The organism is Myxococcus sp. XM-1-1-1, from assembly GCF_020037095.1.
Lineage (GTDB): Bacteria > Myxococcota > Myxococcia > Myxococcales > Myxococcaceae > Myxococcus > Myxococcus fulvus.
On the sequence record NZ_JAIQDH010000006.1, the window covers coordinates 358,085 to 373,520 of the forward strand.

General features: G+C 70.4%; 14 protein-coding genes. 6 read left to right on the forward strand and 8 right to left on the reverse strand.

Translation table 11 applies throughout. The annotated features are described in order from the left end of the window. Positions 1-101 precede the first annotated feature (101 nt). From exoE to K8640_RS15300, 5 genes are all read left to right on the forward strand, one after another. On the forward strand, positions 102-1,469 hold the full coding sequence (gene exoE, locus K8640_RS15280) for a polyisoprenyl-phosphate hexose-1-phosphate transferase ExoE (protein WP_141333477.1): 1,368 nt from the start codon (positions 102-104) through the stop codon (positions 1,467-1,469). Between the two features lie 97 nt (positions 1,470-1,566). Next, positions 1,567-2,658: a gluconeogenesis factor YvcK family protein gene (gene yvcK, locus K8640_RS15285; protein ID WP_141332910.1), complete on the forward strand. Its 1,092-nt coding sequence runs from the start codon at positions 1,567-1,569 to the stop codon at positions 2,656-2,658. Between the two features lie 35 nt (positions 2,659-2,693). After that, entirely contained in the window at positions 2,694-3,812 is a 1,119-nt protein-coding gene (locus tag K8640_RS15290) for a GNAT family N-acetyltransferase (RefSeq protein ID WP_223747694.1), read from the forward strand. Continuing rightward, positions 3,809-4,978 (forward strand): DegT/DnrJ/EryC1/StrS family aminotransferase, encoded by a 1,170-nt coding sequence (locus K8640_RS15295; RefSeq protein WP_223747742.1) that lies wholly within the window; start codon positions 3,809-3,811, stop codon positions 4,976-4,978. Before K8640_RS15290 ends, K8640_RS15295 begins: the two co-directional genes overlap by 4 nt. Positions 4,979-5,030: 52 nt before the next feature. Beyond that, the gene (locus K8640_RS15300; RefSeq protein ID WP_223747695.1) at positions 5,031-6,233 is read left to right on the forward strand and encodes a GNAT family N-acetyltransferase; all 1,203 of its coding nucleotides are present in this window, start codon (positions 5,031-5,033) and stop codon (positions 6,231-6,233) included. A 52-nt stretch (positions 6,234-6,285) separates the two neighbouring features. Here the strand turns inward: K8640_RS15300 and K8640_RS15305 are convergent, their stop codons facing one another. The 3 genes from K8640_RS15305 to K8640_RS15315 all read right to left on the reverse strand — a co-directional run bounded on the left by K8640_RS15305 (position 6,286) and on the right by K8640_RS15315 (position 8,161). Then, complete coding sequence (locus K8640_RS15305; protein WP_223747696.1) at positions 6,286-6,564, reverse strand: hypothetical protein; 279 nt, start codon at positions 6,562-6,564, stop codon at positions 6,286-6,288. A 103-nt stretch (positions 6,565-6,667) separates the two neighbouring features. Beyond that, positions 6,668-7,645 carry a tetratricopeptide repeat protein gene (locus K8640_RS15310; protein WP_223747697.1) on the reverse strand — a complete coding sequence of 326 codons (978 nt, stop codon included), beginning with the start codon at positions 7,643-7,645 and terminating at the stop codon, positions 6,668-6,670. A 3-nt stretch (positions 7,646-7,648) separates the two neighbouring features. Further along, the gene (locus K8640_RS15315) at positions 7,649-8,161 is read right to left on the reverse strand and encodes a cytochrome c-type biogenesis protein (protein ID WP_223747698.1); all 513 of its coding nucleotides are present in this window, start codon (positions 8,159-8,161) and stop codon (positions 7,649-7,651) included. A 248-nt stretch (positions 8,162-8,409) separates the two neighbouring features. Between K8640_RS15315 and K8640_RS15320 the strand changes: the two genes are divergently transcribed. Next, positions 8,410-9,891 carry a serine hydrolase gene (locus K8640_RS15320; protein ID WP_223747699.1) on the forward strand — a complete coding sequence of 494 codons (1,482 nt, stop codon included), beginning with the start codon at positions 8,410-8,412 and terminating at the stop codon, positions 9,889-9,891. A 122-nt stretch (positions 9,892-10,013) separates the two neighbouring features. Here K8640_RS15320 and K8640_RS15325 read toward each other — a convergent pair whose 3' ends face one another. The 5 genes from K8640_RS15325 to K8640_RS15345 form a co-directional block, all read right to left on the reverse strand. Then, positions 10,014-10,922 carry a hypothetical protein gene (locus K8640_RS15325; RefSeq protein ID WP_223747700.1) on the reverse strand — a complete coding sequence of 303 codons (909 nt, stop codon included), beginning with the start codon at positions 10,920-10,922 and terminating at the stop codon, positions 10,014-10,016. 14 nt (positions 10,923-10,936) lie between these two features. Continuing rightward, entirely contained in the window at positions 10,937-12,247 is a 1,311-nt protein-coding gene (locus K8640_RS15330) for a zinc ribbon domain-containing protein (protein WP_223747701.1), read from the reverse strand. A gap of 123 nt (positions 12,248-12,370) precedes the next feature. Continuing rightward, complete coding sequence (locus tag K8640_RS15335) at positions 12,371-12,925, reverse strand: TlpA disulfide reductase family protein (protein WP_223747702.1); 555 nt, start codon at positions 12,923-12,925, stop codon at positions 12,371-12,373. Then, complete coding sequence (locus K8640_RS15340; protein WP_223747703.1) at positions 12,922-14,937, reverse strand: heme lyase CcmF/NrfE family subunit; 2,016 nt, start codon at positions 14,935-14,937, stop codon at positions 12,922-12,924. Before K8640_RS15340 ends, K8640_RS15335 begins: the two co-directional genes overlap by 4 nt. Further along, on the reverse strand, positions 14,934-15,431 hold the full coding sequence (locus K8640_RS15345) for a cytochrome c maturation protein CcmE (protein WP_223747704.1): 498 nt from the start codon (positions 15,429-15,431) through the stop codon (positions 14,934-14,936). Before K8640_RS15345 ends, K8640_RS15340 begins: the two co-directional genes overlap by 4 nt. Between the last annotated feature and the right edge of the window lie 5 nt (positions 15,432-15,436).

The window sequence follows — 15,436 nt, forward strand, 5'->3', positions numbered from 1 at the left end:
CGGAAGACCCTCCGCCCCGGCTCCCGGTGACGGGGCAGGGGCGGAGGGCTTTGTCGGGGGGGCGGGTCGTCGTGAGTCGGGCGGGTTGGTCGGAGGGGCAAGTGCTCCGGGTCTTTCACCACTATTTTTCAGCCAAGAAGCTGACGTTTTTTCTCGCCGAGAGCTCGGCAATCGCATTGGCCTGCGTGATGGGCGCGGCGGCCTGTGCGGCACTCTTCGCGCCCGAGGGCACCCGGCCGCCGATGGCGGCGCTGTGGCCCACGTTGCTGGGGCTGGGCGCGGCCTTCGTCGTCACGTTCCAGTTCACGCTGTACCTGTTGGACCTGTACGACCTGCGCGTCGCCGCGGAGGACCGGGCGCGCGGCTACCGCTTCCTGAAGGCCGCGGGGGTCACCGCGATGGTGACGGGCGGGCTGATGCTGGTGGCCCCGCTGCTGTTCCCCGTGGCGCTGCCGCCGGGGGCGCTGCTGGGCGGGGCGATGGGCGCCCTGGCCGGAACGCTGGTGGTCCGGGTGTCCATCCGCGCCCTGGTCGGCGCGCCGGACTCGGTCCTCATCGTCGGTGACGGCCTCAAGGCCCGCGCGGTGGCGAGCGCCATCGAGGCGGGCGGCGAGGGCAGCTACCGCGTCATCGGCATGGTGGACCCGCGCTCCAGCCAGGAGCCGCTGGACCAGATGGCGGCCCGATTGGGCGCGGCATATGTCGTGCAGGCTGCTGACGACATGCGCGGGGCCAACTGGGTGGACTCACTGCTCATCTGCCGACTGCAGGGACGTCGCGTGTACGACGCGACGGGGTTCTGCGAGCGCGTGCTGCGGCGGATTCCCGTGCAGTTCCTCCGGGCGAGCGACTTCGCCTTCGCGGACGAGCTCACCGTGTCGCCGCTGCGCCGGGCCTTCAAGCGGGCCTTCGACCTGGCGGTGGCGTCGCTGCTGCTCACGCTGTCGGCACCGTTCCTGCTTCTGGTGGCGGTGGCCATCAAGCTGGACTCGAAGGGCCCGGTGTTCTACCGGCAGGAGCGCACGGGCCTGGGCGGCGCGACGTACTACTTGTGGAAGTTCCGCAGCATGCGGACGGACGCGGAGAAGAACGGCGCGGTGTGGGCGCGGGCGAACGATGACCGTGTCACGCGGGTGGGCAAGTTCATCCGCCGCACGCGAATCGACGAGATTCCGCAGGTGTTCAACGTGCTGATGGGGGAGATGAGCTTCGTGGGTCCGCGGCCTGAGCGGCCCGTGTTCGTCGAGCAGCTCAAGCAGCAGATTCCCTTCTATGGGCTGCGCGAGGCGGTGAAGCCGGGCCTGACGGGCTGGGCCCAGATTCGCTACCCCTACGGGGCTTCGGTGGAGGACGCGCGCAACAAGCTGGAGTTCGACCTGTACTACGTGAAGAACGGCAGTTTGTTCCTCGATGTGGGAATCATCTTCCACACCGTGAGACATGTTCTTCTCGGTCGTGGAGCTCGGTAGGTACACCTCCCGCGGGCCCTCCTCCTCGTGAAGGGGAGGGGGCCCTAGGGGACCCGCCAGGGGTGGCGGGTCGGGCGTCGTGGATGGGGGTTGGGACATGGTGGGGATGGACATGGATTCGCCGCTCCCGGAGTCGTGGGAGGAAGCGCGTGCCCGTCGGGAGCGCGAGCGGGAGCGGGAGACGGAGCGCAACGAGCTGTTGCAGTCCCAGGTGGACCGGCCCACGCGCATCGTCGCCATCGGCGGCGGCACGGGGCTGCCCATGGTGCTCCGGGGCCTGGCGCGGCGCGCGACGCCGAAGGCGGGAGATCCGGGCGTGGACATCACCGCGGTGGTGGCCATGAGCGACGACGGTGGCAGCTCCGGGCGCCTGCGCCGGCTGCACGGCGCGCTGCCGCCCGGTGACATCCGCAACTGCCTGGTGGCGCTCGCCGGCGGCAAGAGCGCGCTCAAGGACGTGTTCCAGTTCCGCTTCGGCGGGGCGCGGGGCCTGGCCGGGCACGCGGTGGGCAACCTGCTCATCGCCGCGCTCGCGGAGCTGAAGGGCGACTTCCTGGAGGCGGTGCGCATGTCCGGGGAGCTGCTCGGCGCGCGGGGCAACGTGCTGCCGTGCACGCTGGCCTCGGTGCAGCTGGTGGCGCAGATGCACGACGACACGGAAGTGGTCGGCGAGCGCAACATCTGCCGGGCCCAGGGCCGGGTGCGCAAGGTGTCCCTGAGCCCGCGCTCTCCGCCGCCGGTGGACGGCCTCCTGGAGGCCATCTATGCCGCGGACCTGGTGGTGATCGGCCCGGGCTCGCTGTACTCGAGCCTGCTGCCCAACCTCTTGGTGGACGGCGTGGCCCAGGCGCTGAAGGAGACGCGCGCGCTGAAGGTCATGGTGGCCAACCTGATGACGCAGCCGGGTGAGACGGACGGCATGTCCTGTCTGGACCACGTGCAGGCGGTGCGCGAGCACGTGGGGCCGGTGCTGGACGCGGTGCTCGTCAATGGCACGGAGCCCTCTCCGGAGGCCATGCGGCGCTACGGGCGGCGCGGCTCGTTCACGGTGAACGTGGACACGCGCGAGCTCATCGCCGCGGGCGTGGTGCCGGTGCGGGCGGACCTCCTGAAGGAGGGGTCCAGGATCCGACACGACAGCCGCAAGGTCGCCGCCTGCCTGCTGAAGATGGCGCGCAGCGGCTTGTAGCCGAGCAACCCCATCACCACCTTGGGCGCCCGAACATGGAAGCAACCCTGAGCAGTCCCGGGCCGCGTGTCGTCGAAGTCGATGACCGCGCGGCCTTCATGGCCCTGGAGTCGGAGTGGAACGCGCTCGTCGAGGCCACGACGGACGAGCTGTTCTACCGCCACGAGTTCATCCGCATCTGGCTGGACAACTTCGCGCCGGGGGCGCGGCTGCGCGTGCTGACGCTGCGAAACAGCGAAGGCCGGCTCTCCGCCGCGCTGCCCCTGTGGGAGGAGCGCACCAACCTGTACGGCGTGCCGGTGCGCCAGCTCTCCGCGGCGGCGAACACGCACTCCTGCCGGTTCGACCTGCTGGCCCGCGAGCCGGACGCGGCCGCGGCGATGTTCCTGTCCCACCTGCGTCAGCAGGGTGGGTGGGACGTGCTGCGGTTGACGGACGTGCCGGATGGCGGCGCGGCGTGGCGGCTGCATGCGGCGGCGCAGGCGGCCCGCATGCCGGTGGGGGCGTGGGAGTCGCTCCAGTCGCCGTACATCCCGCTGCCGGGCACGCGCGAGAAGTTCCAGGCGTCGCTCCAGTCCAAGTTCAAGGCGAACTGCAGGCGGCGTCGCCGCAAGCTCGAGGAGAAGGGGAAGGTCACCTTCGAGCGGGTGGACGGTGGCCCGGGCCTGGAGGGCACGCTGGAGGAGGGCTTCCTGCTGGAGCAGAGCGGCTGGAAGGGCGAGCGCGGCACGGCCATGGCGCAGGACACCGCGACGCGGGGCTTCTACACGGAGCTGGCGCGCGACGCGGCGTACCGGGGGAAGCTGGCGCTGTACTTCCTGCGGCTGGACGGCCGGCCGGTGGCCTTCCACTACGGCCTGGAGCACGGCGGGCGCTACTTCCTGCTCAAGCCCGGCTACGACGAGCAAATGCGCGAGTGCAGCCCCGGCCAGCTCCTGATGGAGGAGGTGGTGGGGACGTGCATCGACCGGAAGCTCGGCGAGTTCGACTTCCTGGGGCCGGACATGGTGTGGAAGCGCGACTGGACGGACCAGGTCCGGCGCCACACGTGGCTCTACATCTTCAATGACTCCGCCTTCGGCCGGGCGCTGTGCGCGGCGAAGTTCCGGTGGACCCCCGCGGTGAAAGAGGTGGTGGCGAAATGGAAGCGATGACTCCCTCGGGCCGGCTGTTCGTTCCGTCGCTGCCCACGCTGTGGCCCCACATGCTGGTGTCCAAGCCGAGGCCCGGCTCGCTTCCGCCGTTCTCCTCGCCCAACGTCCGCTACTTCTACTTCGCCCGCAACGCGGTGTGGTTGACGGTGAAGATGCTGGGGTTGGACAACGGCGAGGTGCTGATGCCCTCCTACCACCACGGCGTGGAGGTGGAGGCGCTGGTGGACGCGGGCGCGACGCCGCGCTTCTACCGCGTGGGCAGCCGCTGGGACGTGGACCTGGAGGACGTGGCCCGGCGCATCACCCCGAAGACGAAGGCGCTGTACCTGACGCACTACGCGGGCTTCCCGGGACCGGCCGCTGAGATGCGCAAGCTGGCCGACCAGCACGGGCTGGTGCTCATCGAGGACTGCGCGCTGTCCCTGCTCTCGTCCGACGGCGCGGTGCCGCTGGGGACGACGGGCGACGTGGGCATCTTCTGTCTGTACAAGACGCTGCCGGTGCCCAACGGGGGCGCGCTGGTGGTGAACGGGCCGCGCTCGTACAGCCTGCCGGAGCCTCCGGCGCCGCCGTCCGCGTCGACGTTCAGCCACACGGTGTCCGCGCTGTTGCAGAACCTGGAGCTGCGCGGCGGCGCGGTGGGCCGCGGCCTGCGCGGGCTGGTGCGCACGGTGGGGCACGGCACGGTGAAGGCGGCGAGCATCGAGCGGGTGGCCACGGGCACGCAGCACTTCGACCGCAAGCACGTGGACCTGGGCATGAGCCCGCTGACCAAGCGCATTGCCTTGGCGCAGGACCTGGAGTCCATCGTCGAGAAGCGCCGTCGCAACTACTTCTACCTGCTGGGCCGGCTGCGCGACGTGTCGACGCCGCTGTTCAACCAGCTGCCGGCGGGGACCTGCCCGCTGTTCTACCCGATGGTGGTGCAGGAGAAGGCGGAGGTGCTGGCGCGGCTGAGGGCGAAGGGCATTGACGCCATCGACTTCTGGAAGCGCTTCCATCCTGCGTGTGACGCGGGGGCCTTCCCGGAGGTGGCGCAGCTGCGGCGCAGCATCGTGGAGATTCCGTGCCACCAGGACCTGTCGCCGGAGGTGATGGCGGACGTGGCGTCGGTGGTGCGCGACGCGGTGCGGTCGGAGAATCGGTCGAAGAAGCGCGCGGGTTGAGCCGGACGGTGGGTTGGGAGGGGCGTGAAGCCCCCTCCGAGGAGGCGGGGCGGTGATTCGCGAGGACGAGCTGAGGCAGGGGCCCAAGGCCGCGCGGCGGCTGGACGTGAGCGCCGTGGGCAGTCTGTCCGCGCTGGCGGGGATGAGGGCCGAGTGGGACGCGCTGCTGGATGCCAGTGACGCGGGCCCCTTCAATGCGTGGGAGTGGCTGTATCCGTGGTGTCGGCGCATCGCGCCCCAGCGGCGCCCGCTGGTGCTCACCGCGCGCGACGCGGCGGGCACGCTGGTGGGACTGTTGCCGCTGGGCCTGGAGACGCGCCGCGTGGCGGGCGTGCCGGTGCGCCGCCTGGGCTTCCTGGGCGAGACGCACGTGGGCAGCGACTACCTGGACGTGGTGGCGCGGCGCGGGCTGGAGCGCGACGTGGCGGAGTCCTTCGCGCGGATGCTGGTGGCGCTGCGCGAGGAGTGGGATGTGCTGGACCTGACGGACCTGCGAGAGGACTCCGTCACGGTGGACGTGCTGCGCGAGGTGTTCCGCGGGCACGACGTGCGGCTGTCGGAGCGGTACGTGTGTCCCTACGACGTGTTGGACCCGCGCGAGCCGTTCGACGCGTTCCTCAAGCGCACGGGCCGGCGCGACAACTACCTGCGCCGGCGCAAGTGGCTGGAGAAGCAGGAGGGCTATCGCATCGAGCGCACGGAGGCTCCGGGCGAGCTGGCCGGGCCGATGACGGACTTCTTCCGGCTGCACTCGGCCCGGTGGGCGGAGGACGGCGGCTCGCAGGGCATCAAGGGCACGGGCGTGGAGGCCTTCCACCGTGACGCCACGCAGTGGCTGGCGGAGCGCGGCCGGCTGTGGCTCTACACGATGAAGGTGGGCGGCAAGGCCGTGGCGTCCGTGTACGGCATCGTCCACGGCCACCGCTTCGTCTACTTCCAGTCGGGATACGACCCTGAGTGGCGCAACCGCAGCGTGGGCCTGGTGCTGGTGGGGGAGAGCTTCAAGGACGCGCTGGCGGCGGGGCTCACCGAGTACGACTTCCTGCGCGGCACGGAGACGTACAAGTCCGACTGGGTGTCGAAGCAGCGGCGCACGGTGTCGGTGCGCGTGCACTCGGGCACGAAGGCGGGGCAGTGGTACTCGCGCGCGGAGGAGCTGGCGCGCAAGGCGCGCAACGCCGCCAAGCAGGTGCTGCCGGGCACGTGGGTGGAGAAGGTCCGCCGGCTGCGTCGGCGCCGCGCGGCGGTGCACTGAAGACAGCGTCGGGTCGGCGCCCCGGAGTGAAGCGGGGCGCCGAGGGGGGCGACTAGTTGCAGTAGAAGTTGAGCGTCTGCGAGTAGCGGCCCGACAGGGTGCCGAACTCGGTCAGCGTGCCGTCGCAGTCACAGTACTCGCGACCCACCTCGACGCCGTTCACCGTCCAGTAGCGGTTGAAGGAGCGACGCCCGTCGCAGGCCCAGATGAGGCCCTGCTCGCTCGACTCGAGCGTCTCCGTCTCGGACGGCGGCTGCTGCTCCGGGGCACCACCACAACCACTCAGGACCAACGCGACGACACAGGCCAGCTTCGCGGAGTACTTGAACATGTCGAGCTCCCTACCAACGACGGGGGGACGGCGAGACATGTCTACCATGGAGATGACATCAGACCCGGATAAACTGTAGTGACTGTGTTGCGTGAGCCGTGTCTCAGGGCACGTTGGCGATGTCGGCCCGGAGCTGGGCGATGGCGGGCCCCAGCTGGGGCGGCTGCATGTTGCGCGGCACCTCGACGGAGAAGCGCTCGAAGTGCTCCAGGGCCTTCTGCTTGTCGTCGCGGCGCAGGGCCAGGCTGCCCAGGAAGATGAGGGCCTCCTGCGCGTCGGGCCAGGTGTTGACCAGCTCGGTCAGCTCGGCCTCGGCGCCCTGGAGGTCGCCCTGGGTGGCGCGCAGCACGCCGCGGTGCACGCGCAGCTCGACGTGGAACGGGTCCACCGCGAGCCCCTTGGCCGTCACCTGCGCGGCCTCCTCGAACTGCTGGCGGCGGATGAGCTCGTGGCTGAGCATGGACGCGGCGTCCAGGTCGCCGGGGTTGGACTCCAGCCGCGCGCGGGCCTGGGCGAGCTCCGGGTCCTGTGACTCTCCCATGCCGCCCTGCTGCGCCTGCTGACCGGCCGCGGCGCCCGGGGGCATGCGGCCGGTGGCCTCCTGGCCGTCGACGCGGGTCTGCTGCTCGGAGACGAGCAGGTAGCCCAGGCCGCCGAAGAACAGGACGATGCCGGCGCCCCACAGCGCGCCGGACAGCTGGGGGTTGCGCGCGGACCAACCGGTGGGCGCGGGCAGCTCGCGGGCGCGGGGGCGGCCGTCGCCGCTGGAGGTGGCCTTGCGCTTGAGGTGCTCGTCCTTGGCGCGCAGGGCGCCGGCGGCCTCGCGCTCCAGGCGGGACTTCTCCGTGGCGTACTGCTCGGGGGCCAGGTTGTGCTTGTCGGCCTCCAGCGCGCGGAGCTGGTCGATGAGGGACTGGGCGCGCTGGCTCAAGTCGTCGAGCACGCCGTCCTTGGACGGCTCGGGCGGGGTGGCGGCGATGGCGCCCCGGCTGCGCATGTAGAGCAGCCACGCGGCGGCGGCGACGAAGGCCACGGAGAGGACGATGATTCCGGGCAACCAGTTCGTAGGCTGAGGCTGCATGGCTTAGCGCTCCAGCTCCCGGCGCACGGCCTGGAGGTAGGGGTCGGCGTCATCCGCCGCGGAAGGGGGGCCGCCCGGCGCGGCGGGGGCGGAAGGCGAGGTGGCCTGGGCGGTGGGCTCCAGGGCGGGGCCCTGCTGCAGCTGTCTCCAGATGACGAAGCCGCCCACGACGAGCAGCGCGACGGGGCCCAGCCAGACGAACCAGTTGAAGCCCTCGGCCTTGGGCTCCAGGAGGACCCACTCGCCGTAGCGCGACACGAAGAACTCGACCACCTCCTGGTCGCTCTTCCCCTCGGAGACGAGCTCCCGGACCATGTCCAGCTGCGCGCGGGCCATGGAGGACGGGCTGTCGGAGATGGAGAGGCCCTGGCACACCGCGCAACGCAGCGTCTTGCCGAGCTTCTGGACGCGCTCCTCCAGGGCCGGGGCGAGAGGCTCGCTCGCGGCCTGCTGGGGCGCGAACTGGCCGGTGACGAGGCCGAAGGCGAGGGTCAGGGACAGCAGGGCGGCGGTCATCGGAACTCCCGGAAGCCGTCTTAACTAGCGCTACCGCCCGGTGTTGGACAGCGAAACCTGAGCGCCGGGCGCCTGCCCCGCTTCCCGGACTGTAGGTGGGCATCCGTCACGGCCGGGCCGGCGGCGGGCCCGGGCGGGGCACGGCCGCGACGCAATGGTTGGTCGCCCGGTTCGTTCCCGGTGGAGCATGGGACGCCGCCGGGCCGGCTCGGATGGAGCGGGGCGATTCAACTTCCTTGGAGAGCGGAATGAAGCTGGCTTGGATGGATGCGGGTGTCGCGGTGGGCCTGGGGTTCTTGTTGGCGGTCTCCCCGGCGGACGCGGCGAGCCGCAAGGACAAGGAGGCGATGGAGCGGCTGGCGGCGAGGTACCACGCGCTCAACCAGTTCAACGGGAGCCTGCTGGTCGCGGACGAGACGGGCATCGTCCTCAAGAAGGGCTACGGCCAGGCGAACATGGAGTGGGGGATTCCCGCGGGGCCCGACACGAAGTTCCGCATCGGCTCCGTCACCAAGCAGTTCACCGCCACGCTCATCCTTCAGCTCGTGGGTGAGGGCAAGGTGGGCCTGGAGGACCCGGTGACGAAGCACCTGACGGACTACCGTCAGGACACGGGCTCGCGCGTCACGGTGACGCACCTGTTGAACCACACCTCCGGCATCCCCAGCTACACGTCGAACCCGAAGTTCGGCGACGTGGCCAGAGACCCCTTCACCGTCGCCGCGTTCGTGAAGGAGCACTGCTCCGGAGATCTCCAGTTCGAGCCGGGGACGAAGTACGCGTACAACAACTCGGGCTACTTCCTCCTGGGCGCCATCATCGAGAAGGTGACGGGCAAGACGTACGCGCAGGTGCTGGAGGAGCGCATCTTCAAGCCGGCGGGCATGAAGAACACGGGCTACGACGTGTCCGCGACGGTGCTGCCCAAGCGCGCGTCGGGGTACGACTTCAAGTCGGGCCAGTACGTCAACGCGGACTACCTGGACATGGGGTTGCCGTACGCGGCGGGCTCCATCTACTCGACGGTGGAGGACCTGTACCTGTGGGACAAGGCGCTGCAGGGCACCTCCCTGTTGTCGGAGGAGCTGAAGAAGAAGATGACGACGCCGGGCCTGGACCAGTACGGCTTCGGGGTGTCGCTGGAGCCGTTCAGGCTGGATGACGGCAAGACGAAGCTGACGGCCGTCTACCATGGGGGGGGCATCAACGGGTTCAGCGCCTTCTTCGTGCGGGTCCCGGAGAAGAAGCAGGTCGTCGTCGCGCTCTCCAACGTGGGACGCGGCGCCAGCCCCCGGCCGCTGTCCGCCGGCGTGCTGAGCATCCTGAACGGCGTCGCGCCGAAGCAGCCGCTCAAGTCCATCGCCGACGAGGTCTCTCGCATCCTGGCCACGGGCACCGCGCAGCAGGCGCTCGCCACGTACCAGCAGCTCAAGGGCAGCAAGGCGGGCGCCGAGTACTTCTTCGGCGCGGGCGAGCTCAACCGCGTCGGGTATGACCTGTTGCGCGGGGGCCGCGTGCCGGAGGCGATTGAAGTCTTCAAGGCCAACGTGGAGCAGTTCCCCGAGGACGGGAATGTCCACGACAGCCTGGGCGAGGCGTACCTGGCCCAGGGGAACAAGGCCCTGGCGAAGGCGAGCTATCGCCGCTCGCTGGAGTTGGATCCGTCCAACACGAACGCGGAGAAGGTGCTCAAGGAGATGGACGCGCCCGAGGCGAAGAAGGCCCCCTGAGTCGCGCGGCGGCTTCATCGGGCTCGCGTGATGACACGTCACGCGAGCCTTTGACGTGTCTGGCTCCAGGGCGGACACGCCAGGATGGTCGGACTTCGCGTGGCGCGCGGGGGCTGACAAGCTCAGCGCTTCGCCACCAGCCGGTTCTCGCGTCCGCGCTCCTCGTAGTCGGGCCAGCCGAAGTGGCCCTCGGACTCCTCGACTCCGAGCTCCGCGGTGTCCGATGCGCGCAGGGCCTCGAGCTGGCCGCTGTCGCGCAGCTCGAGCAGCATCGCGACGAGCATCTTCCCGAGGTGCTCCTCCAGTCGCGCATGCGCCTCGGGGGTGCCCCACGTCCCATCCTCGCGGGCCGCGAGCTTCACGCCGCCGAGGCCCACCAGCGCCGGCTTGTGCTCCTTCACGTCCGGCCAGCGGGGGACGAGCAGCTCCGCGAAGTCGTCATGGGTCATGCCTTCGCCCGGCTCGGACTCCGGGTTCAGGTCGAAGCCCACGTTCAGCGCCCCATTGTCGGTGGAGTACCGCAGCGCCAGCCGCTGGACGGGCCGCGGGTCCTTGTGGCTCCGCGCGAAGTCCTTCACCGCCTTGGCCAGGAACCTCGAGACACGCGCCTGCTCCTTGCCCAGGTCCAGCGGGGCGACCTTCTTCTTCGGCGGAAGCTCGACGTAGTACGACGCGCGGAAGGCGCCCTCGGTGCCCTCCCACGGCGCCAGCGCGATGAACGCCTCCGTCTGGTGGCCCTTGTCGCTCTTCAACACCAGGTCACACCAGTACGTGGGTTGCGGGTGCAGGCGCGTGGTGCGGAAGATGGACCACTTCGGCTGTACGAAGGGCTTCAGCTTCGCGCTCGCGACCCGGTAGCCGCTCGTGCCGAGCCCGCGGATGAAGCTGTCGTTCTGCTTGGGCGGGCCTGACCCCGGGAAGTCGGGATGCTCGTGGGCCCGCAGGGCGGCCCAGTCCCGCGCATCGAACAGCTCACGCCAGCGGTCCACGAAGGCGACCGCGCCAGGGGGGAGGGGAGGAGAGGACGACATGCCTCCGCTCTACCTCAACGGCCGCGAGGCTTGGGCTCCTCCTCGTCGTCCGGGCCCATGTCATCCGGGTTTCCCTCGTCGTCCGGGCCCATGTCATCCGGGTTTCCCTCGTCGTCCGGATACATGTCATCGGGGTTCGGGTCCTCGACACGCTCCGTCTCGTCGAGGCCGTCGTCATACGCGGGCGCGGGGACCAGCGCATCCCTTGACTCCCGCAGCTGACGGACCACCTGGACGCCCATGGCCGCCAGGCCCACGACGAAGATGAGCGGCCCGGGTGACAGCTTCAGGTGCAACAGCGCCCACAAGAGCCCCACGCCCAGCACGCCCACTGGCGCGAAGCGCGTCCACGCGGGGCGGGACACCTCGGGCCTCAGCGCGAGCAGCGCCAGCACCGACAAGAGCAAGAGCTCCACCAGCACCGCGCCGGACAGATCCCAGCCCGTCAGGGTGATGGTGCCCGCGTTCGCGGAGTACAGGACGTCATCCGCGGCCCGCTGCGCGCCGATGACCCGCAGCTCCGGCGGACCCGAGGGCACGGGCGCGTCCGGCACCTCCGGCAGCGTGCTCAGCGTGGCCCACGGCGCGAACAGCGTCAGCAAGGCCAGTCCCACGCCGCCGAGCGTGAGCACCGACGGCATCACCAGCAACTGGCGCAGGTCGAACCAGCGCGCGAGCACGCCGTCGGGGCCGGCAATCACCTTCCGCCACTGGTCATGGATGATGAGCCCGGAGGCCAGCAGCCACAGCACGGGCATCACGCCCATCCCGAGCATGCGGAAGCTCAGCGCCGCCAGCAGCGCGCAGAAGGCCGCGGGAATCTCCGGGCGGTAGAGCACCTCCGGCAGGAGCTTCGTGACGCCCTGGGCCTCGCCCGCGAGCCTCAGCTCCCGCGCCAGCGTCAGCACCGCGCCCACCACCGCGAGCAGCGCGCCCACCACGCCCACGCCATCGAAGGAGGGGAGGATGGAGAGCGCCAGCGCGAACGACAGCACCGCGAGCCCCACGATGCTCTGCGAGTGCGCCGGCACGCTCGCCAGCCACCTGGGGCCGTCGTAGCCGGGGCGCGACTGGCCCGGGTCCGTGTCCTCCGCGGTGTCGCGGCTGCCCGCGGGCACGTAGGCGGCGCCCTGGCTGTGGGCCTCCGCCTCGTCGAGGATCTCCGCCGCGTAGGACGGCTCCTCCATGGCCCGTCGCGTGGAGTTCGTCCGCAGCGCGGGGCGCGAGCCCGTCAGCCCCTGGGGGCTCTCCGGCATCTTGCCGCCGCAGTTCTCGCAGTACTTCAGCCGCGCGTTCGAGGACTCACCGCACTCCGGGCACCGCATGAACCCACCTTGCTGTGCGGAGGGCGGGGGGAGCCCTCACGGTCAACGCAAGTCGTGGAATAACACGAGGTTTTCACCGGAAGCGAGAGGCCCCAGGTGAAGCGCGGGTGACGGTTGCAGCTCCTACGGACGCTGGGCCTCGGCGGCGGACGGGCTCGCCGTGGTCAGCTCGCGGATGCGCCGGGTGAGCGACTCCGGGTCGATGGGCCCCACGTGCTTGCCACGGATGGTGCCCGCCGGGTCGATGAAGTACGTCTCCGGCACCCCCGCCACGCCGTAGCTCACCGCCATGCGCGAGCGCGGGTCGATGAGCTGCGGGAAGCTGTACCCCTGGCGCCGCAGGAAGGCGCGGGCGTTGTCCTCGGAGTCCTCGAACACCACGCCCAGGAACACCGCCTGCGAGCCGTACTCGCGCTGGCCCCACTCGAGCACCGGGTGCTCGTACTGGCACGGCCCGCACCACGACGCCCAGAAGTTGATGACCACCGGGCGGCCCTTCAGGTCCGCCAGGCTCACCTTCTCGCCGGTGTCCAACGAGCGCAGCACGAAGTCCGGCGCGGGCTTGCCCGTCAGCATGAAGGGCACCTCGTGCGGGTTTCGCCCGAAGCCCTTGTAGAGCACCGTGAGCAGCGCCACGGAGAGGACGACGAAGCCCAGCGTGTAGCGCCAGCGCTTCATGCCGCCCCCCGTTCCGCGTCACCCCCGGCGAGGCTCGCGCCCACCTCCGCGCTCGACAGCGCCACCGCCGCCTTGCGCCGCGGCCAGATGGCGATGAGCGTGCCCAGCACCAGCAGCGGGATGCTCCACCAGATCCACCCCACGAGCGGGAAGACCCAGACGTTGAAGCTCGCGTTGCCGGCCTGCTCGGAGAACGCCATCAGCGAGACGTAGAAGTCCTCGCCGGCCGTCTCGCGCACCGCGGGCGTGCCGATGGGGTCCGTGCTCCGCTCGTAGTAGTTGAGCCGGGGCTTCATCTCCGTGACCTTGCCGCCCGGCGTCGTCACCTCCACGCGCGCGGCGACGAAGGTGCGGTGCGGCTCCTCGCCGCTCATCAGCCCCAGGTACTTCAGCTGGTAGCCGTCGAGCTGCATCGTCTGGCCCTTCTTCAGCGTGCCGGACGTGTGCTTGACGTACGCGGACGACGCGGCCACCGCGACGATGATGAGGACGATGCCCAGGTGCACCACGTAGCCGCCGAAGCGGCGCTGCGCCTTGGTGGCGCTGGTGACGAGCGCGGTGAGCAGGCCCTCCTTGCGCTCCGACATGCGCACGCGCACCGGCGCCACCAGCTCGCGCACCGTGATGACGGTGACGAAGCCCGCGAGCCCGAAGGTGAGCAGCGGGTAGACGCCGCGCAGCCCCACCGCGAAGCACACCGCGGTGACGATGAGCCCCACCACGGCGGGGATGATGAACTGCCGACGCAGCGTGGCCTTGTCCGGCGTGCCCCACGGCAGCACCGGGCCCACGCCCATCAGGAACAGCACCGCGATGCCGCCCGGCACCGCCATCTTGTTGAAGTACGGCTCACCCACGCTGACGCGCACGCCGCGCACCGCCTCGGACACCAGCGGATAGAGCGTGCCCAGCAACACGGTGAAGGTAATGGCCACGAACACCAGGTTGTTGACCAGGATGCTCGCCTCGCGTGACACCAGCGAGCTCATCCGGCCCTCCGGCACCAGCAGCGGCCCGCGCACCGCCAGCAGGCCGATGCACAGCACCAGCAGCACGCCCAGGAACACCAGGAACGTGGGGCCGATGTCCGACTGGGTGAAGGAGTGCACCGAGTTGAAGATGCCCGAGCGCGTCATGAACGTGCCCAGGATCGTCAGCACGAAGGACGCCAGCGCGAGCGACAGCGTCCACAGCTTCAGCATCCGCTTGCGCTCCTGCACCATCGTCGAGTGCATGAACGCGGTGGCCGTCAGCCACGGCAGGAAGCTGGCGTTCTCCACCGGGTCCCACGCCCAGTAGCCGCCCCAGCCGAGCACCGCGTAGGCCCACCACGCGCCGAGGATGATGCCGATGGACAGGAACAGCCAGGCGACCAGCGTCCAGCGCCGCAGGGGCGCCATCCACGCCTCGCCAATCTCCCCGCGCAAAAGCCCCGCCACCGCCACGCCGAACGGCACCGTCATGCCCACGTAGCCCAGGTAGAGGAAGGGCGGGTGGATGACCATCAGGATGTGGTTCTGCAGCAGGGGATTGGGCCCCGGGCCGTCCGGCGGCACCGGCGACACGGCGCCCCAGGGGTTGGCGGGGCCGGCGATGAGGAACGTGAAGAACACGCCCACCGCCAGCATCGTGCCCAGCGCCAGCGACATGTAGCGCGCGTGCTCGCGGCGGTGCAGCCACGCGAAGGCCGCCACGTACGCGCCCATGATGAAGCCCCAGAAGAGGATGGACCCCTCCAGCGCGCTCCACAGCGACACCACCGTGTAGAGCAGCGGCGTGTCCCGGCTGCCCACCTGCGCCACGTACTTCACGCTGAAGTCGTGCGAGACGAGCGCGTACACCATCACCAGGTTCGCGGCGATCATGCAGCCGGCGAAGCCCCACACCGCGCGCATCACCCACGGGAAGCCCGCCTCGCTGCGGCGCAGCCCCGTGACCAGGCCGACCAGCGCGCCGAAGGTCGCGAACGCGAGCCCTCCGAGCACCAGTCCGTATCCAAGCGAGCCGTTCACCGCGCCTCCGCTCCGGGCGTCGCGCTCGCCGTCGTCGAGCTGTCCGACAGCGTCTCACGCCACTTGTTCGGGTCCTCGCCCTCCTTGGGGGCGCGGTACTCGTTCGAGTGGTTCACCATCAGCCGGTTGGAGCTGAACACGCCGGAGGCGTCGTACGTGCCCTCCACCACGACGCCAATCTTGTCGCGGAACATCTGCGGCGGCGTCTCCGTGGAGCGCACCAGCACGCTGGCGGCGCCCTCCGTCACGTCGTTGGCGACGCGGAAGTGCAGGGTGGTGTGCTCGGCGTTCCACTGGATGCTGCCCGGCTGCACCACGCCGCCCAGGCGGATGGTGGCCGTGTAGGCCTTGTCCCCCTGGGCCAGCATCTCCGACGGGCTCCAGTAGTAGACGAGGTTCTCACCGATGTTGCCGAAGGCGACGAAGCCCAGGCCAGCGGCGGCCACCAGCAGCGCTCCCAGGGCGAAGATCCGATTACGGGCGACAGGCGTCATGACCA

Coding starts and splice junctions, on each gene's coding strand:
- K8640_RS15305 (WP_223747696.1), bottom strand. CDS start 6,564: ATGTTCAAGTACTCCGCGAAGCTGGCCTGTGTCGTCGCGTTGGTCCTG.
- K8640_RS15290 (WP_223747694.1), top strand. CDS start 2,694: ATGGAAGCAACCCTGAGCAGTCCCGGGCCGCGTGTCGTCGAAGTCGAT.
- K8640_RS15315 (WP_223747698.1), bottom strand. CDS start 8,161: ATGACCGCCGCCCTGCTGTCCCTGACCCTCGCCTTCGGCCTCGTCACC.
- K8640_RS15295 (WP_223747742.1), top strand. CDS start 3,809: ATGACTCCCTCGGGCCGGCTGTTCGTTCCGTCGCTGCCCACGCTGTGG.
- K8640_RS15310 (WP_223747697.1), bottom strand. CDS start 7,645: ATGCAGCCTCAGCCTACGAACTGGTTGCCCGGAATCATCGTCCTCTCC.
- K8640_RS15330 (WP_223747701.1), bottom strand. CDS start 12,247: ATGCGGTGCCCGGAGTGCGGTGAGTCCTCGAACGCGCGGCTGAAGTAC.
- K8640_RS15335 (WP_223747702.1), bottom strand. CDS start 12,925: ATGAAGCGCTGGCGCTACACGCTGGGCTTCGTCGTCCTCTCCGTGGCG.
- K8640_RS15320 (WP_223747699.1), top strand. CDS start 8,410: ATGAAGCTGGCTTGGATGGATGCGGGTGTCGCGGTGGGCCTGGGGTTC.
- K8640_RS15325 (WP_223747700.1), bottom strand. CDS start 10,922: ATGTCGTCCTCTCCTCCCCTCCCCCCTGGCGCGGTCGCCTTCGTGGAC.
- yvcK (WP_141332910.1), top strand. CDS start 1,567: ATGGTGGGGATGGACATGGATTCGCCGCTCCCGGAGTCGTGGGAGGAA.
- K8640_RS15345 (WP_223747704.1), bottom strand. CDS start 15,431: ATGACGCCTGTCGCCCGTAATCGGATCTTCGCCCTGGGAGCGCTGCTG.